Source organism: Actibacterium lipolyticum (assembly GCF_900184935.1).
GTDB classification, from domain to species: Bacteria; Pseudomonadota; Alphaproteobacteria; order Rhodobacterales; family Rhodobacteraceae; genus Actibacterium_A; species Actibacterium_A lipolyticum.
Genome location: NZ_FXYE01000001.1, coordinates 1,477,530 through 1,500,766, shown reverse-complemented (window position 1 = coordinate 1,500,766; position 23,237 = coordinate 1,477,530). Strand labels below are relative to the sequence as shown.

The 23,237-nt window shown below is 56.9% G+C and carries 23 protein-coding genes; 9 read left to right on the top strand and 14 right to left on the bottom strand.

Going from position 1 to position 23,237, the window contains the following annotated elements:
* Genes COL8621_RS19370 through iscR form a run of 6 tightly spaced genes read right to left on the bottom strand, consistent with a single transcriptional unit; the run spans position 1 to position 4,043 of the window.
* The gene (locus tag COL8621_RS19370; protein ID WP_268875509.1) at positions 1-135 is read right to left on the bottom strand and encodes a hypothetical protein; all 135 of its coding nucleotides are present in this window, start codon (positions 133-135) and stop codon (positions 1-3) included.
* A gap of 10 nt (positions 136-145) precedes the next feature.
* Positions 146-457: a heavy metal-binding domain-containing protein gene (locus COL8621_RS07390; protein ID WP_093966972.1), complete on the bottom strand. Its 312-nt coding sequence runs from the start codon at positions 455-457 to the stop codon at positions 146-148.
* 34 nt (positions 458-491) lie between these two features.
* Positions 492-2,021, bottom strand: a complete 1,530-nt coding sequence (gene sufB / locus COL8621_RS07385) for a Fe-S cluster assembly protein SufB (protein WP_093966607.1) — start codon at positions 2,019-2,021, stop codon at positions 492-494.
* 39 nt (positions 2,022-2,060) lie between these two features.
* Positions 2,061-3,122, bottom strand: coding sequence for a cysteine desulfurase family protein (locus COL8621_RS07380; RefSeq protein WP_093966606.1), 1,062 nt, complete (start codon positions 3,120-3,122; stop codon positions 2,061-2,063).
* A complete protein-coding gene (locus COL8621_RS07375) occupies positions 3,123-3,578 on the bottom strand; it encodes a hypothetical protein (RefSeq protein WP_093966605.1) in 456 nt (151 codons plus the stop codon).
* 3 nt (positions 3,579-3,581) lie between these two features.
* A complete protein-coding gene (gene iscR / locus COL8621_RS07370; RefSeq protein WP_093966604.1) occupies positions 3,582-4,043 on the bottom strand; it encodes a Fe-S cluster assembly transcriptional regulator IscR in 462 nt (153 codons plus the stop codon).
* Positions 4,044-4,199: 156 nt separating this feature from the next.
* Between iscR and COL8621_RS07365 the strand changes: the two genes are divergently transcribed.
* The 7 genes from COL8621_RS07365 to typA all read left to right on the top strand — a co-directional run bounded on the left by COL8621_RS07365 (position 4,200) and on the right by typA (position 9,982).
* On the top strand, positions 4,200-4,853 hold the full coding sequence (locus COL8621_RS07365) for an alpha/beta hydrolase (protein WP_093966971.1): 654 nt from the start codon (positions 4,200-4,202) through the stop codon (positions 4,851-4,853).
* A 21-nt stretch (positions 4,854-4,874) separates the two neighbouring features.
* The gene (locus COL8621_RS07360) at positions 4,875-5,108 is read left to right on the top strand and encodes a hypothetical protein (RefSeq protein ID WP_093966603.1); all 234 of its coding nucleotides are present in this window, start codon (positions 4,875-4,877) and stop codon (positions 5,106-5,108) included.
* Positions 5,105-5,683: an HD domain-containing protein gene (locus tag COL8621_RS07355; protein WP_093966602.1), complete on the top strand. Its 579-nt coding sequence runs from the start codon at positions 5,105-5,107 to the stop codon at positions 5,681-5,683. The genes COL8621_RS07360 and COL8621_RS07355 overlap by 4 nt, the downstream gene beginning before the upstream one ends.
* Before the next feature lie 115 nt (positions 5,684-5,798).
* Positions 5,799-7,013, top strand: a complete 1,215-nt coding sequence (locus COL8621_RS07350; protein ID WP_093966601.1) for an NADP-dependent isocitrate dehydrogenase — start codon at positions 5,799-5,801, stop codon at positions 7,011-7,013.
* A gap of 103 nt (positions 7,014-7,116) precedes the next feature.
* The gene (locus COL8621_RS07345) at positions 7,117-7,734 is read left to right on the top strand and encodes a YitT family protein (protein ID WP_093966600.1); all 618 of its coding nucleotides are present in this window, start codon (positions 7,117-7,119) and stop codon (positions 7,732-7,734) included.
* Positions 7,735-7,744: 10 nt separating this feature from the next.
* Positions 7,745-8,080 (top strand): DMT family transporter, encoded by a 336-nt coding sequence (locus COL8621_RS07340; RefSeq protein ID WP_093966599.1) that lies wholly within the window; start codon positions 7,745-7,747, stop codon positions 8,078-8,080.
* Between the two features lie 81 nt (positions 8,081-8,161).
* Positions 8,162-9,982 (top strand): translational GTPase TypA, encoded by a 1,821-nt coding sequence (typA, locus tag COL8621_RS07335; protein ID WP_093966598.1) that lies wholly within the window; start codon positions 8,162-8,164, stop codon positions 9,980-9,982.
* A gap of 40 nt (positions 9,983-10,022) precedes the next feature.
* Here typA and COL8621_RS07330 read toward each other — a convergent pair whose 3' ends face one another.
* The 3 genes from COL8621_RS07330 to recA all read right to left on the bottom strand — a co-directional run bounded on the left by COL8621_RS07330 (position 10,023) and on the right by recA (position 14,167).
* A complete protein-coding gene (locus COL8621_RS07330; RefSeq protein WP_093966597.1) occupies positions 10,023-10,310 on the bottom strand; it encodes a DUF1330 domain-containing protein in 288 nt (95 codons plus the stop codon).
* Position 10,311: 1 nt separating this feature from the next.
* Entirely contained in the window at positions 10,312-12,966 is a 2,655-nt protein-coding gene (alaS, locus tag COL8621_RS07325; RefSeq protein WP_093966596.1) for an alanine--tRNA ligase, read from the bottom strand.
* A 130-nt stretch (positions 12,967-13,096) separates the two neighbouring features.
* Positions 13,097-14,167: a recombinase RecA gene (recA, locus tag COL8621_RS07320; protein WP_093966595.1), complete on the bottom strand. Its 1,071-nt coding sequence runs from the start codon at positions 14,165-14,167 to the stop codon at positions 13,097-13,099.
* 180 nt (positions 14,168-14,347) lie between these two features.
* Here recA and COL8621_RS07315 point away from each other — a divergent pair, with 180 nt between their 5' ends.
* On the top strand, positions 14,348-14,956 hold the full coding sequence (locus COL8621_RS07315; protein WP_093966594.1) for a hypothetical protein: 609 nt from the start codon (positions 14,348-14,350) through the stop codon (positions 14,954-14,956).
* A gap of 12 nt (positions 14,957-14,968) precedes the next feature.
* Here the strand turns inward: COL8621_RS07315 and COL8621_RS07310 are convergent, their stop codons facing one another.
* The 5 genes from COL8621_RS07310 to COL8621_RS07290 all read right to left on the bottom strand — a co-directional run bounded on the left by COL8621_RS07310 (position 14,969) and on the right by COL8621_RS07290 (position 22,067).
* The gene (locus COL8621_RS07310) at positions 14,969-17,251 is read right to left on the bottom strand and encodes an ATP-binding response regulator (RefSeq protein WP_093966970.1); all 2,283 of its coding nucleotides are present in this window, start codon (positions 17,249-17,251) and stop codon (positions 14,969-14,971) included.
* 229 nt (positions 17,252-17,480) lie between these two features.
* On the bottom strand, positions 17,481-18,653 hold the full coding sequence (locus tag COL8621_RS07305; RefSeq protein ID WP_093966593.1) for an RsmB/NOP family class I SAM-dependent RNA methyltransferase: 1,173 nt from the start codon (positions 18,651-18,653) through the stop codon (positions 17,481-17,483).
* Positions 18,654-18,702: 49 nt separating this feature from the next.
* Positions 18,703-20,157, bottom strand: coding sequence for an IMP dehydrogenase (gene guaB / locus COL8621_RS07300; protein WP_093966592.1), 1,455 nt, complete (start codon positions 20,155-20,157; stop codon positions 18,703-18,705).
* A gap of 77 nt (positions 20,158-20,234) precedes the next feature.
* Complete coding sequence (locus COL8621_RS07295; protein ID WP_093966591.1) at positions 20,235-21,206, bottom strand: TDT family transporter; 972 nt, start codon at positions 21,204-21,206, stop codon at positions 20,235-20,237.
* 84 nt (positions 21,207-21,290) lie between these two features.
* Positions 21,291-22,067 carry an HpcH/HpaI aldolase family protein gene (locus tag COL8621_RS07290; RefSeq protein ID WP_093966969.1) on the bottom strand — a complete coding sequence of 259 codons (777 nt, stop codon included), beginning with the start codon at positions 22,065-22,067 and terminating at the stop codon, positions 21,291-21,293.
* Between the two features lie 121 nt (positions 22,068-22,188).
* On the opposite strand from COL8621_RS07290, the gene COL8621_RS07285 reads away from it, so the two are divergent.
* A complete protein-coding gene (locus COL8621_RS07285) occupies positions 22,189-23,193 on the top strand; it encodes a C4-dicarboxylate TRAP transporter substrate-binding protein (RefSeq protein ID WP_093966590.1) in 1,005 nt (334 codons plus the stop codon).
* Positions 23,194-23,237: the final 44 nt, after the last annotated feature.

The following is a 23,237-nucleotide window of genomic DNA, read 5'->3' as shown; positions in this document are numbered from 1 at the left end:
TTAAGCAGATTGTTTATGTTGGTGTGACATCAGCGGAACGCGCGCTCCGCCGACGGTCATATTCATGCAGACCCAGAAGGCAGGACCAAACGACGACAACTCCTTCGTTTCGATCAGGTTATGTTCGTCGCTCATCCTGACCGCCCTAGCCGATTTTCACTGCGGTGCCCGATGCCGATACCATCAGCATGTTGTTGATCACCTCGTAATCCAGATCGACGCCGACAACCGCGTTAGCACCAAGGGCGCTTGCGCGGTCTTCCAACTCACGAAGGGCCGTTTCCCGTGCCTCGCCAAGCGACTTTTCATACGCACCTGAACGGCCACCGATGATATCGGTGATCCCTGCGAACAAGTCGCGGAACACGTTCGCACCAAGGATGGCTTCGCCAACGACGACGCCATAGTATTCGGCGATCTGGTACCCCTCGACCGAGGGTGTGGTTGTTACGATCATCATCAATCCTCCGGGTTGGGCACAGCCTGTGGGATTATCCCACAGACCCTTCCAGCGAAATCGCCACAAGTTGCTGCGCTTCCATCGCGAATTCCATCGGCAGCGCCTGCAGCACTTCCTTACAGAACCCGTTCACGACAAGTGCGACGGCCTCTTCTTCGTCCATCCCACGCGAGCGGCAATAGAACAGCTGATCGTCGTCCACCTTGGACGTCGTCGCCTCGTGTTCTACGCGGCTGCTGTTGTTCTTGACCTCGATATATGGAACCGTGTGCGCCCCGCATTCAGAACCGATCAGTAGGCTGTCACACTGGGTGTAGTTCCGGCTGTCTTTTGCCTTGGGGTGCATGGACACCAGCCCGCGATAGGTATTTTGGGCCTTACCCGCGCTGATCCCTTTGGAAACGATCCGCGACTTGGTGTTTTTGCCCAAGTGAACCATCTTGGTGCCGGTATCGGCCTGCTGCATGTTGTTGGTGATCGCGATAGAATAAAACTCGCCCTGACTTTCGGCACCGCGCAGGATGCAGGACGGGTATTTCCACGTGACGGCAGAGCCGGTTTCAACCTGCGTCCACATCACCTTGGAACGATCACCACGGCAATCGGCACGTTTGGTCACGAAGTTATAGATGCCGCCTTTGCCTTCTTCATCACCGGGGTACCAGTTCTGAACGGTGGAGTATTTCACCTCGGCGTCTTCTTCGATGATGATCTCAACCACAGCGGCATGAAGCTGGGCAACATCACGCTGGGGCGCGGTGCAGCCTTCCAGATAGGACACGTAAGAGCCCTTATCCGCAATGATCAGCGTACGTTCGAACTGACCCGTGTTTTCCGCGTTAATACGGAAATAGGTGGACAGTTCCATCGGGCAGCGCACGCCCGGCGGCACGTAAACGAACGAACCGTCCGAGAATACGGCGCTGTTCAGCGTGGCATAGAAGTTATCGGACTGCGGCACGACCGAGCCGAGGTATTTCTTCACCAGCTCAGGATGTTCGCGGATTGCTTCGGAGATCGAACAGAAGATCACGCCGGCTTTCTTCAATTCTGCCTGAAAGGTCGTACCAACAGAAACCGAGTCAAACACAGCGTCCACAGCAACCTTGCGCCCTTCGGCCGGTGCGTCTTCAGCGCCCTCAACGCCAGCAAGGATCATCTGCTCCTTCAGCGGGATGCCCAGCTTTTCGTATGTCGCCAACAGCTTTGGATCGACCTCGTCCAGCGACTTGGGCTTTACGTCCATGCTTTTCGGGCGGGCATAGTAATATTGATCCTGAAAGTCGATTTCAGGATAGTTGACCATGGCCCACGTTGGCTCTTCCATCTGTTCCCAGCGGCGGAACGCCTGAAGGCGCCATTCGGTCATCCACTCTGGCTCTTCGTTTTTGCTGGAAATCAGGCGGACGATGTCTTCGTTTACGCCTTTGGGGGCGTATTCCATCTCGATCTCGGTTTCCCAGCCGTATTTGTATTTTCCGGCCATCGCGTTAACGGTTTCAACCGTTTCGCGGTCCACGCCTTCGCGCACTTCCAATTCGGTCGGTTCTACGGATTCCATGGTCGTCTTTCCTCTCCGCGCCACTGGGGCGCTTGATCTTCAAGCCGCGCGCGCGCGGAATTTTTCGTGTCGTGCCAGCCACGCATCGGTGAACCGGCTGATTTCATCTTCTGTTGTGTCGGGGCCAAGGGACACGCGGATAGCAGAGCTTGCCGTCACATCGTCGTACCCCATGGCTTGTAATACGCGGCTGACCTTTACCTTGCCGCTGGAACAGGCAGACCCGGCCGAGACTGCAAATCCCGCCAGATCAAGCTGCATGACTTGCGTTTCGCCCTTCCAACCGGGCGCCGCAAAACACGCGGTATTGGGAAGGCGACGCGCGTCTTTCCCAACAAAAATAGTATCTTTGGCCTCGGCTACAATGGCTGCTTCCAGCGTATCGCGCAGCTTTTCAACGCGCGCCCACTTCCCTTGTTCCAGATCACTCATCGCGGCTTCGATCGCGGCACCGAAACCGGCGATACCCACAACGTTTTCCGTGCCAGAACGGCGGCCCATTTCATGCCCCCCGCCCAAAGTAAGCGGCGCGGTATCAATACCTTGTCGCAAAATCAGCGCGCCAACGCCCTTTGGCCCGCCGAACTTATGGGCCGAGATCAGCGCCATGTCTGCCCCGCTCCACCCAAAGGCAAACGGGACGCGGCCAATCGCCTGAACGACATCCAGTAACAGATACTCGAACGACTGCGTGCCAACCTGCCATGCGCCATCAACCTTGCGCGGCACGTCGGCGATCACACCGGTTTCGCTGTTGGCCAGACCCATGGCATAAACGCTGGCGTTGTCGGCACTGTCGCTGCGATGCGCCCACAGACAATCGTGGGCGGTGCCCTGCACTGCCACGCCGGGATTTCCCGGCAAACGATCCAATACCATCGCCGCTTCGGTCGCCCCGCCGGTAAAGATCACCTCAACCGGTTTACAACCCACTGCGATGGCCACCTGTTCGCGGGCTTTTTCAACAGCAGCTTTGGCCGCGCGCCCTTCACTGTGAACCGATGACGGGTTTCCAACCAAATCCATCGCGGCAATCATCGCTGCCTTAGCTTCGGGCCGGACCGGAGCCGTTGCGTTAAAGTCGAGGTAAGCGCGTGCCATCTATGCTACCTCCAACTCGTGCATTTCATTGAACGCCGCTTGATAGGTCTGGCGAAATGCCTCTGCGTAATCCAAACGCAGGTCATACTGCCATTCGGGGCGCATCCAGCTGGGAATCGCCAACTCTGCATCCCGGAAAAGCTTGATCAAGATGCGGCCCGGAATTGTGACATATTGGCCGGACTGACCGATGGCATAATTCCACACCCGCCCGCCAAACCAGCTTCTGCGGCGGTTGGCTTCGATGCCGTAACCACACAGACGGGACAGGTACACAAACGCCTCGGCGTCTGTAAGGCCCGCGTAAGCAAGCCGGTGAATGCGCGCCGAAAACTTTTTGTGCCCCTCGACGCTTTCCAGAACGGCATGCAACACATTCGCGTCGTCCGTCGGCAAGGCAGTAAGGTCGATGCCCTTACGCCCAACAATCGGAGGAAGATGCGAAAGCCCTTTCACTGCTTAGTCCTCGTCCACCACAGCAAAGATATTTGGCACAGCCGGACATGGGGCCAGATCGTTTTTCACCACATCCGAAAGGCGCGTTTGGTGAAGGAAAACATAGACATGGGCGGAAAGCCCTTCCCACAGACGGTTGGTCAGCGACTGGGCCCTGCTGCCCGACACGCCACCAGACGCACCCGCGCCTGTGTGCATCGCACTGACCGTTTCATCCACGGCGCACAGAATATCAGCCACACGAATGTCAGACGGAGATTTCGCAAGCCGATACCCGCCCCCAGGTCCGCGCACTGATTCCACCAGCTCTGCCCGGCGGAGTTTGACGAACAACTGTTCCAGATACGGCAATGAAACATTCTGACGCTTTGAAATTTCAGCCAAAGACGTCAGCCCACCTTCGGGCTGCAGTGCCAAATCGGCAAGCGCAACCATTGCATAGCGGCCCTTAGTGCTGAGTTTCATCGGGTTACCCCCTGCAAATGGTTGACTGAAGGCAGAAGGGTCATTACCTCCCTATCCACCCGAAACCGGCGAACGAGCCGGATTTAGAATTGTTCTAGGTTGCCCGAGCGAATTCGTCAAGAATGCCGTTCCGCCGCCGCAGTCGAAGAGAAATATATGCCCGAGGTCATCTTCCCCGGCCCCGAAGGGCGGCTTGAAGGTCGTTACCATCCGCAAAAGGCGAAAGACGCGCCGATCGCGATTGTTCTGCATCCGCACCCACAGTTCGGGGGCACGATGAACAACAAGGTCGTCTATAACCTTCACTATGCGTTCTACAACATGGGTTTCACCGTGTTGCGCTTTAACTTCCGCGGCGTTGGTCGCAGTCAGGGCGAATACGATCAAGGCATTGGCGAGCTGTCAGACGCAGCCTCGGCGCTGGATTACCTGCAGTCGATGAACCAAAACGCCAAGCATTGCTGGGTTGCTGGTTTCAGCTTCGGCGCATGGATCGGGATGCAGCTGTTGATGCGCCGCCCTGAGATCACCGGCTTTGTGTCCGTATCCCCGCCCGCGAACATGTATGATTTCTCGTTCTTGGCGCCTTGCCCAAGCTCGGGCCTAATCATCAACGGTGCGGCCGATCGCGTAGCGCCACCTGCGGATACCCATGCGCTGGTTGAAAAGCTGCATGAACAGAAGGGCATCACCATCACCCATGAAGAGGTTGAAGGTGCCGGTCACTTCTTTGAAGAGCCGCATATGGACACGATGATCGGCAATGTTGATCAATACGTGCGCCGCCGTTTGACGGAAACCTCCCGCTAAACGAAGAAGGAAAGACGCGACATGGGTGTTGTTGAAGATCTGGCCGATGCGTTGGCAAAAGACGCAATCGAAGCTGCCGAAAAGCTTGGCGATGAAAAACTGATTACCGAAGTCGCCAAGGTTCTGGGCAACAGTTCAACAACCACCGAAGAAGCGTATCTAACATCTATCCGTGTGCGGCTTGCAGAAGCCCGCGCACGGAAATTCCTGCTTGGCAAAATCCAAGCTGCAGCCAGCGCGGACACGCCTGAGTGAGCGAGCGTTTGTCGCAGCAGTTGGCGTTCTTGATCGAAGCCGACAAGCTAAAGTCGGTTTCACGCGCCTCTTCGCTTAGCGACAATTCCAGAAAAGAAAATTCAGGCGAACACAGCTGGCACGTTGCTCTTTATGCGCTGACGCTTGCTGAACACGCCGAACCCGGCGTGCGTATCGACCGTGTCATACGCATGCTGTTGATCCACGACTTGGTCGAAATCGATGCAGGCGACGCGCCCATTCACGGCGACCACGACGCAGAGGCGCTGGCACTGGCCGAACAACAAGCCGCTGATCGCCTGTTCAGCCTTCTACCCACTGACACAGCGGTAGAAATGCGCGCCCTTTGGGATGAGTTTGAAGCCGCACAAAGCCCCGACGCAGTGTTCGCCAAATCCGTGGACCGCATGCAACCCGTCCTGCAGAACTTGGCAAATGGCGGCGGAAGCTGGGTCGATTATGATGTCTCTGAACAGCAGATCGCAGAGCGCGTCGGCGCGAAAGTCGCGCGCGGTTCCCCCGCCCTGTGGGAACACCTTCGGGGGCTGATTACCGCGCATTTCAGCGCGCGATAACACCCCCACATCTCATCACCACAAAATTCTGTATACATTTGCATACCGCTTTCCCAAGGCATCGCTTTGCGTTATGACGTCAGCAAATGTTTCCCAAATTAACGAGGGCCAGTGAATGACCAAAATAAAAGTTGAAAACCCGGTCGTGGAGCTTGACGGCGATGAGATGACCCGGATCATCTGGGACTTCATCAAGAAAAAGCTGATCCTGCCCTATCTCGATATCGACCTGCTGTACTACGATCTTGGGATCGAAGAGCGTGATCGCACCGATGACCAAATCACCATCGACGCGGCCAACAAGATCAAAGAAATCGGCGTTGGCGTTAAATGCGCCACCATCACCCCTGATGAACAGCGCGTCGAAGAATTCGGCCTGAAACAGATGTGGCGTTCGCCCAACGGGACGATCCGCAACATCCTTGGCGGCGTCGTGTTCCGCGCGCCAATCATCTGTCAGAACGTTCCACGCCTTGTTCCCGGCTGGACCCAGCCGATTGTCATTGGCCGCCACGCATTTGGCGACCAGTACCGCGCGACCGACTTCCTGTTCCCGGGCAAAGGCAAGCTGACGATGAAATTCGTTGGTGAAGACGGCACCGTGATCGAAAAAGACGTGTACGACGCCCCAGAAGCCGGCGTTGCCATGGGGATGTACAACATCGACAGTTCGATCCGCGACTTTGCGCGCGCATCGCTGAACTATGGCCTGAACCTTGGCTGGCCGGTTTACCTATCCACCAAGAACACCATCCTGAAAGCCTATGACGGCCGTTTCAAAGACCTGTTTCAGGAAGTGTTTGAACAAGAGTTCGAAGAAAAGTTCAAAGCCGCGGGCATCTGGTACGAACACCGCTTGATCGACGACATGGTCGCCTGCGCGATGAAATGGAACGGTGGTTTCGTCTGGGCCTGTAAGAACTATGACGGCGATGTTCAGTCAGACACTGTGGCACAGGGCTTTGGCTCGCTTGGTCTGATGACCTCTCAGCTGATGACACCGGACGGCAAGATCGTAGAGGCCGAAGCCGCCCACGGCACCGTAACGCGCCACTATCGCCAGCACCAAAAAGGCGAAGCGACCTCGACCAACTCCATCGCGTCCATTTACGCTTGGACCGGCGCACTGAAACACCGCGCCAAGCTGGACGGGAACGAACCTCTTAAGACGTTCGCCGAGACATTGGAAAAAGTCATCGTGGACACTGTCGAAAGCGGCTTCATGACAAAGGATCTGGCGCTGCTGGTTGGCCCAGACCAAAGCTGGCTGACAACGATGGGCTTCCTTGAAAAGATCGACGAAAACCTGAACAAGGCACTGGCCGGTTAAGCCGCCCAAGTCCTGATCAATCATAAGGGCCAGCGGTTTCGTTGGCCCTTATGCGTTTTTGTCCTACTGGACAAATCAGCGCGGGCAGTCGAAAGCTTGCCCCATGCTTTTACTTGGATCACCCCCCGCAGAACAGCACTCCCTTTGGGAGGATGCACAAGGTATCACGGTAGGCGCACTGTTGGTTGCGATGTCCGTCCACCTGCTTCACAGCGCTGAATTGATCACCGGTCAAATCGCGGGGCTTTCGCTTGTCATCAGCTATACGTCGGGCATCCGGTTCGGGCTCGTTTTCTTTCTGCTGAACCTGCCGTTCTACATCCTTGCCCTGCGCCGGATGGGGCTGCGGTTCACCTTGAAAACCTTCGCCGCAGTCGGCCTGCTTTCCACCTTCGCAGAGCTTATGCCCCATTTCGTTGTCTTCGATCAGGTGGACCCGTTGGCCGCCTCTGTGCTGGCTGGTGTATCAGCCGGTGCTGGGCTGTTGGCACTGTTTCGACACGGTGCCAGCCTTGGCGGCGTTGGGATAGTCGCGCTTTTTCTTCAAGATAAATATGGATTTAAGGCCGGATGGACCCAGATTTTGTTCGACGCCTGTGTCTTCACGCTTGCCGCATTTTTGTTTCCGACTGACGTTGTTGTCTATTCGCTGATCGGCGCACTGGTGTTGAATATAATGATTACCACCAATCACCGCCGCGATCGCTATATCGCCCGATGAGGCCCACACAATGCCAAACCATTACCTTTTCCTACTGATTGCAATTGCCACTGAAACTATCGGCACCACCGCCCTTCAGGCCAGCCAGCAATTCACGCGGCCCCTGCCCTCGATCGTTGTGTTGGTGGGCTATGCCTTGTCGTTCTATTTCATGTCGCTGACGTTGAAATACATGCCCGTCGGAATTGTGTATGCGATCTGGTCCGCCGTCGGCATCGTGTTGATTGCGGCCATTGGCTGGGTCGTGTTCGGCCAGAAGGTCGATTTGCCCGGAGCCATCGGAATGGGCCTGATCATCGCTGGAATCGTGGTAATTCACCTATTCTCGGACACTGCGACGCATTAACCGTCGTTTCGACTCTGGTCTTTTGCGTTTGCAGCATGTATCGCGGCGCCAACCTCTTTCTTTTTACGCAGGCAGGCCCCAATGGACCTTCGCAATATCGCGATCATCGCGCACGTTGACCACGGCAAGACGACACTGGTGGACGAGCTTCTGAAACAATCCGGCACCTACCGGGAAAACCAGGCCGTCACCGAACGCGCCATGGACAGCAATGACCTGGAGCGCGAGCGCGGGATCACCATTCTGGCCAAAGCGACCAGCGTTGAATACGGCGAAACCCGTATCAACATCGTCGACACCCCCGGCCACGCCGACTTCGGCGGCGAGGTAGAGCGCATCCTTAGCATGGTTGACGGTGTTGTCCTTCTGGTGGACGCCGCCGAAGGCCCCATGCCTCAGACAAAGTTCGTGACCTCTAAGGCGCTGGCACTTGGCCTGCGCCCAATCGTGGTGCTGAACAAAGTTGATAAGCCCGACGCCGAACCTGACCGTGCGCTGGACGAAGTGTTCGATCTGTTTGCGAACCTTGGTGCTGACGACCAACAGTTGGACTTCCCGCATCTTTACGCCTCTGGCCGTTCTGGCTGGGCCGACGACAGCCTTGAAGGCCCCCGCAAGGACCTGACCGCGCTGTTCGACCTGATTGTGAAGCACGTCCCTGCCCCTAAGCAGATCGAGCATAAGGCCGAACCTTTCCGCATGCTGGCGACCACGCTTGGCTCTGACCCTTTCATCGGCCGCATCCTGACGGGTCGTGTTGAAAGCGGCACACTGAAGGCTGGTGAATCTGTTAAGGCGCTTTCGCGTGACGGTTCGCTGGTGGAAAACTTCCGCGTCACCAAGATCCTCGCGTTCCGTGGCCTGTCGCAGCAGCCGATTGACGAAGCTGAAGCAGGCGACATCGTTTCGCTGGCCGGTATGACCAAGGCAACCGTTGCCGACACGATCTGTGCGCCTTCGGTCACCGAAGCGATCCCGGCGCAGCCTATCGATCCGCCCACCATCACCGTGACCTTCGGCATCAATGACAGCCCGCTGGCAGGTAAAGACGGCAAAAAAGTTCAGTCGCGCGTCATTCGTGATCGCCTGATGAAAGAAGCCGAATCTAACGTTGCTATCCGCATCACCGACACACCCGGCGGCGAAGCGTTCGAAGTTGCCGGTCGTGGCGAACTTCAGATGGGCGTTTTGATCGAAAACATGCGTCGCGAAGGGTTCGAACTTTCGATCTCTCGTCCGCAGGTTCTGTTCCGTGAAGAAGACGGCCAGAAGATGGAGCCGATCGAAGAAGTCACCATCGACGTGGATGACGAATACTCTGGCGCGGTGATCGAAAAGATCACAGGTACGCGCAAGGGCGACCTTGTTGAAATGCGCCCTGCTGGTGCGGGCAAGACCCGTATCATCGCCCACGTCCCGTCGCGTGGCCTGATCGGCTATCACGGTGAGTTCCTGACCGATACCCGCGGCACTGGCGTTCTGAACCGCGTGTTCCATGAATGGGCACCGTTCAAAGGCCCGATCCCTGGCCGCCGTGCTGGTGTTCTGATTTCCATGGATGCGGGCGTTTCTGTCGCCTATGCGCTGTGGAACCTCGAAGATCGCGGCAAGATGTTCATCGGCGCGCAAGAGCAGGTTTATACCGGCATGATCATCGGCGAACACAGCCGTGAAAACGATCTTGAGGTTAACCCGCTGAAGGGCAAGAAACTGACCAACGTTCGCGCATCCGGCACCGACGACGCCGTGCGCCTGACGACGCCAGTACGCATGTCACTGGAAGAGGCGATTGCCTATATCGACAACGACGAACTGGTAGAGGTAACGCCGAACGCCATCCGTCTGCGCAAACGCTTCCTTGATCCGCACGAGCGTAAGCGCCAAGCGCGCGCTGCAAGCTAATACAAAAAAGCCCCGGTCACATCGACCGGGGCTTTTTTAATTATTCGCTGATTTCGACGACAAGTAACTCTCGTTCCGAAGCATCTTTGGCGTGGCTTAGCGCCTCCTGATACTCTGGGCTGTGGTAACACGCCTCTGCCACTTCAAGGGACGGGAAACGCGCGACGACATTGCGCGGGCGCTCTTTCCCCTCAAGCTGAACAAACCGCCCACCGCGTGCAAGGAAAGAACCGCCATGTTTGGCAATCGCCGGGCCGGCAAGCTTGGCGTATTTGCCATAGGACTCTTCGTCTGTGACGGTTACGTGTGCGATCCAAAGTGCGCCCATATCAGCCTCCGATGACCGCTTCTGCGGCTTTGATTGCAGCGTCTGCATTTGCAGCGTCTTTGCCGCCACCCTGCGCCATATCGGGGCGACCACCGCCACCCTTGCCACCCAGTTCGACTACGGCGGCCTTAACCAGATCAACGGCGGAAACCTTTGCAGTCAAGTCATCGGTAACGCCCGCGGCCACCGCAGCTTTGCCGCCCGCATCCGCGATCAACAAGACAGCACCGGACTTAAGACGCGCCTTATGCTCATCCACCAGCGCAGGAAGATCCTTGCCCGAAACGCCCGAAAGCACCTGAGAAACGAAGCTTACCCCGTTGATATCTTTGGCTTCTGGCGCATCTGAACCACCGCCTGACATTGCCAGTTCGCGACGCAATTGCGCCACTTCATTGGCAAGCGCTTTGCGTTCGTCCATCAATGCTTTGACACGGTCCACAACCTCTGCCGGTTGCGCCTTCAACGTCGAAGCGACTTCGCCTAGACGGCTGTCTTGCGCAGACAGATGGTCCAACGCCGCCTGCCCGGTCAGTGCCTCGATCCGGCGCACACCAGAGGATGATGCACTGTCGCCCAGCACCACGCACAGCCCGATATCACCGGTCTGTTTTACATGGGTCCCGCCGCAAAGTTCGATGGAATACGTTTTGCCATCGGCACCTTTGCCCGTGTCGGCACGTCCCATTGAAACAACGCGCACCTCGTCCCCGTATTTCTCGCCGAACAGCGCCTGAGCACCAATTTCGCGCGCGTCGTCCGGGGTCATGATCCGTGTTTCAACAACCGTATTCTGGCGGATCATCGCGTTCACGTCGGCCTCAACCTTGGCAACCTCTTCAGCGGTCAGTGCCTTCGCGTGGGAAAAGTCAAAACGCAAACGGTCATCAGCGTTCAAAGACCCGCGCTGCGCGACGTGATCGCCCAACTCTTCGCGCAAAGCTTCGTGCAACAGGTGCGTTGCCGAGTGGTTGGCGCGGATCGCGCTGCGGCGGGTATGGTCCACCTGCAACTCCGCACCTTCTCCCGGCAGAATCTTGCCCTCAACCACTTCGGCAAAGTGGATGAAAATCCCGGCGGTCTTGCGCGTATCTGTAATGCGCGCCGCGCCTGACTCCGTCTTCAGAAGACCAGTATCGCCAATTTGCCCACCAGATTCCGCGTAGAATGGCGTCTGGTTCACAACGACCTGAACGCTGTCGCCCTGTGCGGCCTCGGTCAACGCAGCACCGTCTTTGACGACAGCAATGACCTGCCCTTCTGCGATTTCGGTGTCATAGCCCAGGAATTCCGTCGCGCCATGCTCTTCAGCAAGGTCAAACCAGATCGTGGCATCTTTGGTTTCGCCCGAACCGGCCCAGCTTGCACGTGCTTTGGCCTTTTGTTCGGCCATTGCCGCGTCAAAGCCCGCCGTGTCGACGGCCCGGCCCTTTTCGCGCAGCGCGTCCTGCGTCAAATCCAGCGGGAAGCCATAAGTATCGTACAGCTTAAACGCTGCTTCCCCGGGCAGTTCCGCGCCTTCAGGCAGCCGCTCAAGCTCATCGTCCAGCAACCGAAGACCGCGGTCGAGCGTTTGAATGAACCGGTTTTCTTCAAGGCTTAGCGTTTCTTCGATCAGCGCCTTCGCGCGGCCAAGCTCTGGATAGGCGGCGCCCATCTGAGTGACCAACGCCGGCACCAACCGATGCATAACCGGGTCTTTCGCACCCAGAAGATGCGCGTGGCGCATCGCGCGGCGCATGATCCGGCGTAGAACATATCCGCGGCCCTCGTTCGACGGCATCACGCCATCCGCGATCAGGAACGAAGTAGAGCGCAGATGGTCCGCGATCACACGGTGGTGCACATTGCCCGCGCCGTCCGGATCAGTCGAAGTCGCGTGTGCAGATGCCTCAATCAGGCTGCGCATCAAATCAGTGTCATAATTGTCGTGCTTGCCCTGAAGCAGCGCGCCAATCCGTTCAAGGCCCATGCCCGTGTCGATTGATTGGTTCGGCAGCGTTTCACGACGCCCATCTTCGAACTGCTCAAACTGCATGAAGACGAGGTTCCAGATTTCGATGAACCGGTCGCCATCTTCATCGGCAGAACCCGGAGGTCCGCCCCAAATGTGTTCGCCGTGATCAAAGAAAATTTCCGACGAAGGCCCACAGGGGCCCGTTGGGCCCATCATCCAAAAGTTGTCATCTGTCGCGATACGGATGATCCGTTCGTCCGGCAGGCCAGCGTATTTTTTCCAAATCTCGGCAGCCTCGTCATCGGTGTGATACACCGTGACCAAAAGCTTTTCTTTCGGGATGTCAAAGTCTTTGGTCAGCAGGTCCCATGCATATGGGATCGCCTCGTGCTTAAAGTAATCGCCGAAGGAAAAGTTGCCCAGCATCTCGAAGAAAGTGTGGTGGCGCGCCGTATAGCCGACGTTATCCAAATCGTTGTGTTTGCCGCCTGCCCGCACACATTTCTGCGCGGTCGTCGCACGGGTATAGTCGCGGTGCTCCACCCCGGTGAACAGGTTTTTGAACTGAACCATCCCCGAATTCGCAAACATCAGCGTCGGGTCATTACGCGGCACAAGTGGGGAACTATCCACCACCTCATGGCCGTTCTTTTCGAAAAAGTTCAGGAAGGTAGAACGGATTTCGTTCAGGCTCGGCATACTCTTCTGGCCTTTCCGGGCAAGCTAATCGGATCAGCTTCGTTTATCCCTGTGAGACGAGCCTGTCCACCGCAAGAAAAAGGCCGGCGACTTACTTGCCCCGGCCTCGTTTCATAAATGCAGCGTCAAATCACGATTCAAGAATGTCGTCGCTATCCGCTTCAGGCATATCGAACTCAAGCCCATGTGCGCCGCGGATCTTATCTTCGATCTCAAGCGCGATCCTTTTGTGTTCTTTCAGGAAGTTTTTAGCGTTCTCTCGGCCTTGGCCGATCCGCTCATCCCCGTAAGAGAACCAAGAGCCAGACTTGTTCACGATCCCGGCTTTCACACCCAGATCAAGTAGTTCCCCATTCTTGGAAATTCCTTCGCCGTACATGATATCAAATTCGACCTGCTTGAACGGAGGCGCGACTTTGTTTTTAACGACTTTCACCCGAGTTTCGTTACCAACAACTTCGTCCCGATCCTTAATCGAGCCGATGCGCCGGATATCAAGGCGAACCGAAGAATAGAACTTAAGCGCGTTACCGCCCGTTGTCGTTTCCGGCGAGCCAAACATGACGCCAATTTTCATCCGAATCTGGTTGATGAAAATCACCATGCAATTCGACTTCGCGATTGAGCCGGTCAGCTTACGCATTGCCTTACTCATCAGGCGCGCATGCACACCGACAGAGCTATCGCCCATTTCGCCTTCAAGTTCGCTTTTCGGGGTCAGCGCCGCAACAGAGTCGACAACAACAACGCTTACGGCACCGGAACGCACCAACGTATCCGTGATTTCAAGCGCCTGTTCCCCCGTATCCGGCTGCGAAATCAGCAGCTCTTCCAGGTTCACACCCAGCTTTTTGGCATACTGCGGGTCAAGCGCGTGCTCAGCATCAACAAAAGCGCAAACGCCGCCTTTTTTCTGCTCTTCCGCAACGCAGTGAAGCGTCAAAGTCGTCTTACCAGAGCTTTCAGGACCATAAATTTCAATGATCCGACCTTTTGGCAGGCCGCCAATGCCAAGGGCGATATCAAGCCCAAGGGATCCGGTCGAAGTCGCCTCAATCTCTGTCAGCGCATTCTCGCCGCCGAGCTTCATAATGGAGCCCTTGCCGAACTGCCGTTCGATCTGCGCCAATGCACTGTCTAGGGCTTTTTGTTTATCGGTATTGCGCTTGTCGCTCATATCCAGAAGATCCGCCGTGGCCATTGTTATGCATCCTTATTCCACACCCGCATCCGGGCGGCAATGATTGCTCGTGTTCGCCTCTTGTTCTCAACTGTATGAGGGCAAAAGGAGAACATTTCAATAAAATTCTCATGTATTGATGTTCAGGCCATCAAGGTTAAGAAGTAGTTTACAACCAAGGGAAATATGGGGCTTTGCGCGATGATGGTTTTTTGGAAGGCACAGCTTGCGATGTTGGCAGTGCCCAAAACTGGCACTCAGGCGTATGAGTCCCTGCTGGGTTCACGCGCAGACATGGTTATTCGCCACCCGTCAAACGCGAAACACATGGCAGCGCGCCGTTTTAAGCAAAAATTCCTTCCGGCCGTAACAAATGCTGGCGCGAATAAAATCAGAACCTTGGCCGTAATGCGCGAACCGATCGACTGGCTGGGAAGCTGGTTTCGCTATCGAAGCCGTGACGCAATCGCTGGGCGGTCCAACTCGACTGCCGAAGTGGACTTCAACACGTTCGTCGAAGGATATTTGTCAGAAAATCAGCCCGATTGGGCAAGCGTCGGATCGCAGGCGCGCTTTGTCTCAGACGGCTCGGGCAAAGTTGTAATCGATCACCTTTTTGATTACCGCGATCAAGAAGGTCTGCAAAACTTCTTGTCGGAAAAACTTGGCTTCCTCGTCGAAACACCCCCGCAAATAAACGTATCCCCGTCGCGCCCTCTGGATCTTTCTGATGAACTTCGAGAGCGTCTTTTGATCGAGCGTGCCGAAGATTTTCAGCTTTATGAAAGACTCCGCAACGGCGGCCTGTAACCCTATCAGGCACTATGGAATCTGCTCCCTTACTGTCGTCGTCAGTTCGTTCAGTGAAAACGGTTTGGGCAGGAACACCGAATTTGGAATGCGCGCCTGCGTATCAGAAAACGAATCCTCGGCGTAGCCCGAGACAAAGACAACGCGTGTATCCGGGCGCGTTTCCAAGGCCTTTCGCACCCAACTGGGGCCATCCATTCCGGGCATCACGACGTCGGTCACAAACACATCGACGGCGATCTTGCTATCCTCCAGCGCCTCCAAGGCCTGCTCTGCGTTTTCTGCCTCAAGGACTGTGAACCCACGCATCCGAAGAGCGCGTGAGGCGAACGCCCGAACCGGCGCTTCATCCTCGACCAACAGCACCACACCCTCTCCCTGACGGAACCCATCGGTCATCTGGTTGTCCGGACGGGTTGCAACATCAGAACGCGAACCCTGCTGAGCTGAATCTTTCACCATCGCCACAGGGGCCAGAACCTTATCGACCTGCGCGGGCACGCTTTCAAATCCAGCCTCTACGGCTTCTGGCGCCGTTCCAAATTCGTGCATCGGAAAATAGAGGGTAAAGCAGGTCCCGCTGCCCTGTGCGCTGTCGACGAAGATGAAACCACCGGTCTGCTTCACAATCCCATAAGCAGTCGAAAGCCCCAACCCGGTCCCCTCACCCACGCCTTTGGTCGTGAAAAACGGTTCGAAGATTTTCGACAGCTTATCGGGCGCAATCCCCGTGCCTTCGTCGATGACCCGGACTAAAACGTAGTGGCCCGGAGATACCACCGCCCTGTCACGGCGAAGCGGTTCGGTAAGATGGTGCATCCCAGTTTCAATACGAATCTCGCCACCGTCGGGCATCGCGTCGCGCGCGTTTACGACCAAGTTCATAATCACTTGTTCAAGCTGGCGCTTGTCGGCACGGATTTGCCCAAGGTTCGGATCGTGAGAAACGGTCAACTGAACACGCTCGCCAACCAAACGGTTCAGCAAATGCGTCAGATCAGTCAGCGTATCGCGCAGATCCACAACCTCAGGCCGCAGGGTTTGCTTGCGCGAGAATGCCAGCAACTGTCCAACCAGACTGGCCGCGCGATTGGCGTTCTGATTGATTTGCATAAGATCGCCGAAGTCAGGATCACCCTGATCATGGCGTAGCAACAGAAGATCGCAATGGCCCGATATCGCTGTCAGAAGGTTGTTGAAATCATGCGCCACCCCGCCAGCAAGCTGGCCAATCGCCTGCATTTTCTGGCTTTGCACAAACTGCGCTTCAAGGGTTTTTAGCTCTGTCGCATCATGCAAAACAGCGATCAGCTCACCCTCTCCACACTCCGGGTTCTTTTCGAGGGAGACTTGAAGGAAGACTTCTTTGTCGTCCCGCTTTACACGCAGCACCTCAGCCCGACGCACGGCACGTCCCTCAGACACTTCGGCAAGCCAATCCAGAACAGAACGCCCCAAGCCTTCGACCAAATCAGGGAACTGAATTTCTCCCGGCCCATGACCCAAAAGCCCGCGGGCAAGCCGGTTGGACATTGTCACTTGCCCATTTGGCTGAAGCTTTAACAACGCGACTGGCAGGGCATCAAAGAACTGATCCCCAAGCGCACTATTTTCGTCGGCCATGTCGATGGGAAAGAAATAGACTTCACGCCGCCCGGCCTTGTTTTCGATTTCAACGACCCTGGCTGACTTTGCGCCACTACGGCCCTTCACCTCGTTGATACCGCCGGATCGGATCGGAAGGTTGGTGAAAACCTGCCCAAGTGATTTGACGCGCCCACCAGCAAACGTACGCGCGGCGTCGTTCATAAACAGAATGGTGCCGTTACGCCCTACCGTAAGCATAGGCAGGCTAAGCCCCTCTGCCCCGCGTCCGCCGCCGCGGTCGTCCAGTTCATCGAAGCGCCAGAAAAACGCGCCGCCCTTCAATGTGTGGACGGACACCCGAACATGACCGCGCCGAGTCACGACATCCTCTAATGCGCCGCCTTGGGCCTGCGCGCGCGATTGAAGGCGATGTACGACGCCCGCCGGGTTTGCAAAAAGCTCTCCCAATGCGCGGATAAGCGTTTCGTTGGTTTCAGCGCCAAATCTCTTTAACGCCGCCGGGTTTTGATATGTGACCTGACCCAGCTCGTTGGTCGCGACGCCAGGTGCGGCATCTTTTTCAGAAAAGGCACGCGCAAGCGCAACTGTAGCGGTCGCCACCTTGCGTGTGCTACGCGACGTGCCCCACAGCACGCCAACCATCACAACCAGGGTTGTCCCCGATGCAAGCAATCCCAGCGAAAGCATTGGCTCCGTGACAACAAACGCCCCGATGAAAAGCGCCAGCGAAATTAGCAAAAACTGCCCACAATAGGCTGCAAACACCTCTGCCCGTCGGGCTATCGGATTAAAATCTGGTGCCAGAAATGACACGGGTGCCCTCCGCTGCGATTCGAGTTTCTCTCATTTCGCCGCGATAAAGTTAATCCGGCCTTAAGAGCCTCAACTTAGCAACCTAGGGTTTAGTGACCAGTGCTTAACTGCGTCGAAACAGTTTGGTGAAGAAACCGTCACCACCATCCAAAGGCGTGAACCGTAAGGAAGACACCGCTTCCCACCCCGCATTGCGCGCCAAAAACGCATCTGTCTGGTCATCGTTTTCCGCGTTCAACAAAGAGCATGTCGCATATGCCAACAGCCCACCCGGCGCGACAAAATTCGCTGCCAGATCTATAATTTGTGACTGCAAATCAACAAGTTCCTGAAGCGCGGCGTCATCCAATCGCCACTTCCCCTCGGGGCTTCGCCGCCAAGCACCGCTGCCAGAACATGGCACATCGCAAAGCACGACATCAAAAGGCGCAGCGTCAGCAACCTCGTCCGTGTCTAAAACGACGACATGAACGCCAGCGCGGCCCGCCCGTGCAGGCAAATCGCGCATACGTTGTGGATTCGCGTCATGCGCATAGAATTCAGCCGTGACACGTCCGGCCATTGCCAAGGTCTTACCGCCGCCGCCCGCGCAATAATCCAACACACGCGCACCTTCGTTAATTTCAAGGTGATCCGTGATCGCCTGCGACGCGGCGTCCTGAAGCTCTACCAAGCCTTCAAGGAATGGCTGGCTGTTTTGCACCCGCCGGGGGTTGGTTTCCACGCGAAGCGCCGTCGGCGAAATGTCACTGGGGGTCGTCTCGATCCCCTCTTCGCGCAATCTTTCCTGAGCTTCGGAAACGGTGCACTTCCTTAGGTTCACCCGAAGGAAAACGGGCGCACGCTGACGCAAAAGCTGCATCACGTCGGCGAAATCTGCGCCAAGGCTGTTCTGAAGCGGTTTCACCAGCCAATCGGGGCAATCCAGCGCAACAGCCTCTGGAAGGCCGCCCATTTCGACGTTCAGCGCTTGTTCGGCTTCAGTCAATGGCGCCGCCGAATAGCCTTCGCCGGTAAACAGCGCTGCGGGGTCATCGCCCGCGGCCCTAAGTGCGCCAATCATAAGGCCACGCCCGGTTTCAGCCCCACCAAGCGCCGCGTAGGAGCGCATACAGCGAAGTGCATCGAACACAAGGTCGCGAATGGCGGCGCGATCCTTGGAGCCAGCAAAGCGGTTTTGCCGCCCCCAAGTCGTTAGCTGCTTTTCGGCGGCAGCACCGGCAAGCACATCATCCAAAATCTCAATGGCTGCGGCAACGCGTGCGGCGGGCGTCATGCGCCCACCACTTTTAACTTCAACTTATCACCGCAAACCATTGTATTCATTACATCACTCTGTAGTTGGGGCTTTCGCGCGTGATCTGAACATCATGCACGTGGCTTTCTTTAAGTCCCGCACCGGTGATCCGCACAAAATTGCTGTTCGTGCGCATCTCATCAACGGTTGCATTACCGGTGTATCCCATCGCCGCACGTAGGCCACCAACCAACTGGTGAACTACTGCGCCAGCAGAGCCCTTGTATGCCACCTGACCTTCGATGCCTTCCGGCACAAGCTTGTCAGACGCCGCATCCTTCTGGAAATAGCGATCAGCAGAGCCACGCGCCATTGCACCCAAGCTGCCCATCCCGCGATAGGATTTATAGCTGCGGCCTTGGTACAAGATAACTTCGCCCGGGCTTTCATCGGTACCAGCGATCATGCTGCCGACCATGGCACAAGATGCCCCCGCCGCGATTGCCTTTGCGAAATCGCCCGAGAATTTGATGCCGCCATCTGCGATAACCGGCGTCCCGCTGTCACGCGCCCCTGCCGCACAATCCATGATCGCGGTCAGCTGTGGTACACCCACACCAGCGACCATACGCGTTGTACAGATCGAACCGGGGCCGATGCCAACCTTGATGCCATCCGCGCCCGCACCAATCAGCGCGCGCGTGGCTTCGGCGGTTGCGACGTTACCTGCGATAACTTGAACCGCATTGGACAGCTTTTTCACACGCTCAACCGCAATCGCAACCCCTTCAGAGTGGCCATGCGCCGTGTCGATCACGATCAGGTCGCACCCAGCGTCGATCAGAGCTTCGGAGCGTTCGAAGCCCGCGTCGCCCACTGTTGTCGCTGCTGCAACGCGCAGGCGGCCAAGTTCATCTTTGCACGCCTGTGGGTTCAGAACCGCCTGTTCGGTGTCTTTCAGGGTCAGCAGGCCAGTCAGCTTGCCTTTGCCATCGGTAATCAGCAGCTTCTCGATCCGGCGCGCGCGCATCAGGCTCAGTGCCTCGCCACGGTCTGCGGGTTCGTGCAGCATTGCCAAATTATCGGACGTCATCATCACCCGAACCGGGGTGTTGTCGTCAGATGCAAAGCGCATATCGCGGTTGGTGACGATACCAACGACGTGGCCATTTTCGTCCACGACTGGGAAACCGGTGAAATTGTAACGCTCGATCAATGCTTTTGCATCGGCCAGCGTCTGATCCGGGGTCAAAGTGATCGGGCTGTAAACAACGCCACTTTCGAAGCGTTTGACGCGCCGCACTTCTTGCTGCTGCTCGTCAATTGTCAGGTTGCGGTGGATCACACCCATGCCGCCCGCTTGCGCCATTGCGATGGCCATCCGGCCCTCGGTCACTGTGTCCATCGCCGAGCTGAGCAACGGAATATTCAACCGGATAGACTTGGTCACATGCGTGGCCGTGTCAGCGGTTGAGGGCAGCACAGAACTGGCCGCCGGAACTAGCAATACGTCGTCGAAGGTAAGCGCCTCGCGAATCTCCATGGGGTGCTCCTTGGGAGTTTTCGTTTGGCGCTTCCCTATTTCATGGGCTGCAGGGAAAGGGAAGCCCCTTTGCGCGGTTATACGCGCGCGGCGTTGGTTTTTGCCCCCAATCCGCCTTTTGCCCATGCCTGCATGACTTTTACGGCGATGACTGGAATGATCAGCGTACCAGCAAGCAGCGCAATGCCGCCAGCAACACGCAGCCCCTGACTTTGAACCGCCGCCGCTAACAAAAGCAACAGCGACGCGTAAGCCGCAAGGGGAAAGGTAAACGCCCCCCACAGTGGGCTGAACCCGGCCGCCGTTAGGTAGCGTGCGCGCAACAGCAAAGCCGCAAGAACAAGCGCGCCCCACCCTGCAAAAACCAGCGCCGCGGGAATATGGCCCAGCATCAAGGAAACCGTGCCAAGAAGGCTGGCCGGGGCCAAGTGAATTGCCAGCAGCGGGCGCAGTGGTGGTGGCGGATCGCGACGAATAATCTGAACCGCGCTGACACACCAGATGGCAACCGCAATTGCCCCCGTCACATACAGCACAACTTCGCACGCTGCCTGATACCCAAGTGGGATCGCCGACAATGGCGCGATGATGAATCCAACAAAGTGAAGATGCCAGATCGGTGTAACCTGCCGCTGCTCGGCTGGCCCGGTGATCAGGCTATGCAGCACCAAGATCACCAGAACGATATGCGCGAAAAGCCCCGCCCCCAGAACGCCCCGCGCGATCGCCGGGTTCATCGGAACCAACACAGCCGCCAAAAGATAAACCGACAACACCATCGCGGCCAGCCCGGCCCGACCCGGCAGTATCCGCAAATCCTCGACCACGACTTTGGGGCGACGAGATATTTTCAGCAGATAGGCGAAGGTCGCAAAGATAAACAGCAACGTAACCGCGCCCAGAATAAGATCAGGAAACGCGCTTGGGGCTTGAAACGCGTCGGTCGCCCGGCGCCATGCCAAGCCCAACCCCAACAGCCCGAAAATCGACGGGAAAATCGCAGGCGGGACTTGGTCGCCAAATCTTACCTTTTGCGGTGCCTGCAACATCAGGATGCTCCCTCGGTGTTTGTTTCGTTTCCACTGTGCACAAAGCCCGACCCCGCGCGAGGCGCTGCATGGTCGCACATGTCCTTACGACACCGCATCGCGCGCCACGCTTGCGAGCCCACGCAACGCATTACCAAGCGACGTGACATCGCCGCCCACGCCCAGAAACGTGACCCCAAGATCAGCGTAATAGGCAAATTCGTCGGGGCTGAACGTGATCACCCCAACGGCCTTGCCCGATGCGCGTAGGCGCCCGATCGCATCTTTGATCGCAGCTTTGACTTGCGGGTGCCCAGGTTCGCCGGGGAACCCCATGTCCGCAGACAAATCAGCCGGGCCAATAAAGACGGCATCAACCCCATCCACAGCGCAGATATCTTTAAGGTTACCAAGAGCTTGTTGGCTTTCGGCTTGCACAATGACGCAGATCTGCTCATCCGCTGTTTTTGGGTAATCTTTGATCGCACTGAACCCCGAGGCACGGGCCAGACTGGCCCCCACTCCCCGCGTACCCTTGGGCGGATATTGCGCGGCACGTACCACGGCGCGGGCTTGTTCGCCGGTATCGACCATCGGCACAACGATGGTTTGCGCACCAATATCCAACACCTGCTTTATAACCCACTCTTCCCCAACAGGAACGCGCACCACCGCCGAGGTATCATGGCCCGCCAACGCCTGAAGCTGCGTGCGGATCAGCGCAAGATCATACGGCGCGTGTTCACCATCGACCAGACACCAGTCGAACCCCGCACTGCCAGCAATTTCGGCTGATACCGCGCTGCCCATCGCCAACCAAACACCGATCTGCATCTTCCCGTCCGCCAAAGCTTTTTTCAAATCGTTGCGTGGCGCGGGCATGGGCGACTCCTGTAAAGTTTCGTGCAGCATTTCGTCAGTTCCGCAAAAGGTCAAATTTTCCCTTTACGCAAGTGGGTCCGCCGCTAAGGTACGGACCAATAATAATTCTGGGAGGAATATCATGAAAAAGACTCTGGGCCTCACCGTCCTTACAGGGATGAGCTTTGCCTTTGCGACAGAAGCATTGGCAGATGAATGGAATGTCTCGCTTTGGGGCAAGCGTCGCGCGTTTACCGAGCACGTAGAGAAGTTGGCCGAACTGGTTAGCGAAAAGACCAACGGCGAATTCACCATGAACATCTCATACGGCGGTCTATCGAAAAACCGCGAGAACCTTGATGGCATCTCGATCGGCGCGTTTGAAATGGCCCAGTTCTGCGCAGGGTATCACCGCGATAAGAACCCATCAATCACCGTTCTGGAACTGCCGTTCCTTGGCGTCGATTCTTTGGAAGCAGAGATCAAGGTTTCCAACGCCGTCTATAACCACCCTGCGACAAAGGCTGATTTGGCACGCTGGAACGCGAGGCTGCTGATGTCCTCGCCTCTGCCGCAATATAACGTTGCTGGTGTTGGCACGCCTCCGCGCACGCTTGCAGATTTTGACGGCCTGACCGTACGCGCCGTTGGCGGCGTCGGCGCGGCGCTTGCATCGCTTGGTGCGGTTCCAACATCCGTTACATCCTCAGAAGCACGTCAGGCGCTTGACAGCGGCGTGGTGAAATCGGTCGCGTTCGCGCCCCACGCACATCTTTCGTTCGGAACCATTGAGCCCGCGAAATGGTGGACAACAAACCTGAACCCCGGCACCGTAAACTGCCCGGTTGTGGTGAATATCGACGCCTACGAAAGCCTGTCCGATGCGCATCGCGATGCTTTGACAAGCTCCATCGACGAGGCGATGCAACACTACTTGGATAACTACAACGGCGCGACGATGGACGCGTGGTGGCCCAAGCTGGAAGGCAACGGAATCGAACAGATCACCTATTCCGACGAAGACCTTGCAGCATTCCGCGAAGCTGCCGCAGGGCCAGCGGCACAAGCCTGGATCGAAGAAAACACTGCGCGCGGCCTGCCCGCACAGGAACTTTACGATCTGGTTCTGAAGACCCTTTCCGAATAAAAACAAAAACTTGCAGCCCACATCTAATGTGGGCTGCAAACATT

Coding starts and splice junctions, on each gene's coding strand:
- COL8621_RS19370 (WP_268875509.1), bottom strand. CDS start 135: ATGAGCGACGAACATAACCTGATCGAAACGAAGGAGTTGTCGTCGTTT.
- COL8621_RS07390 (WP_093966972.1), bottom strand. CDS start 457: ATGATCGTAACAACCACACCCTCGGTCGAGGGGTACCAGATCGCCGAA.
- sufB (WP_093966607.1), bottom strand. CDS start 2,021: ATGGAATCCGTAGAACCGACCGAATTGGAAGTGCGCGAAGGCGTGGAC.
- COL8621_RS07380 (WP_093966606.1), bottom strand. CDS start 3,122: ATGGCACGCGCTTACCTCGACTTTAACGCAACGGCTCCGGTCCGGCCC.
- iscR (WP_093966604.1), bottom strand. CDS start 4,043: ATGAAACTCAGCACTAAGGGCCGCTATGCAATGGTTGCGCTTGCCGAT.
- COL8621_RS07365 (WP_093966971.1), top strand. CDS start 4,200: ATGCCCGAGGTCATCTTCCCCGGCCCCGAAGGGCGGCTTGAAGGTCGT.
- COL8621_RS07360 (WP_093966603.1), top strand. CDS start 4,875: ATGGGTGTTGTTGAAGATCTGGCCGATGCGTTGGCAAAAGACGCAATC.
- COL8621_RS07350 (WP_093966601.1), top strand. CDS start 5,799: ATGACCAAAATAAAAGTTGAAAACCCGGTCGTGGAGCTTGACGGCGAT.
- COL8621_RS07345 (WP_093966600.1), top strand. CDS start 7,117: ATGCTTTTACTTGGATCACCCCCCGCAGAACAGCACTCCCTTTGGGAG.
- COL8621_RS07340 (WP_093966599.1), top strand. CDS start 7,745: ATGCCAAACCATTACCTTTTCCTACTGATTGCAATTGCCACTGAAACT.
- typA (WP_093966598.1), top strand. CDS start 8,162: ATGGACCTTCGCAATATCGCGATCATCGCGCACGTTGACCACGGCAAG.
- COL8621_RS07330 (WP_093966597.1), bottom strand. CDS start 10,310: ATGGGCGCACTTTGGATCGCACACGTAACCGTCACAGACGAAGAGTCC.
- alaS (WP_093966596.1), bottom strand. CDS start 12,966: ATGCCGAGCCTGAACGAAATCCGTTCTACCTTCCTGAACTTTTTCGAA.
- recA (WP_093966595.1), bottom strand. CDS start 14,167: ATGGCCACGGCGGATCTTCTGGATATGAGCGACAAGCGCAATACCGAT.
- COL8621_RS07315 (WP_093966594.1), top strand. CDS start 14,348: ATGATGGTTTTTTGGAAGGCACAGCTTGCGATGTTGGCAGTGCCCAAA.
- COL8621_RS07310 (WP_093966970.1), bottom strand. CDS start 17,251: ATGCTTTCGCTGGGATTGCTTGCATCGGGGACAACCCTGGTTGTGATG.
- COL8621_RS07305 (WP_093966593.1), bottom strand. CDS start 18,653: ATGACGCCCGCCGCACGCGTTGCCGCAGCCATTGAGATTTTGGATGAT.
- guaB (WP_093966592.1), bottom strand. CDS start 20,157: ATGGAGATTCGCGAGGCGCTTACCTTCGACGACGTATTGCTAGTTCCG.
- COL8621_RS07295 (WP_093966591.1), bottom strand. CDS start 21,206: ATGTTGCAGGCACCGCAAAAGGTAAGATTTGGCGACCAAGTCCCGCCT.
- COL8621_RS07290 (WP_093966969.1), bottom strand. CDS start 22,067: ATGCCCGCGCCACGCAACGATTTGAAAAAAGCTTTGGCGGACGGGAAG.
- COL8621_RS07285 (WP_093966590.1), top strand. CDS start 22,189: ATGAAAAAGACTCTGGGCCTCACCGTCCTTACAGGGATGAGCTTTGCC.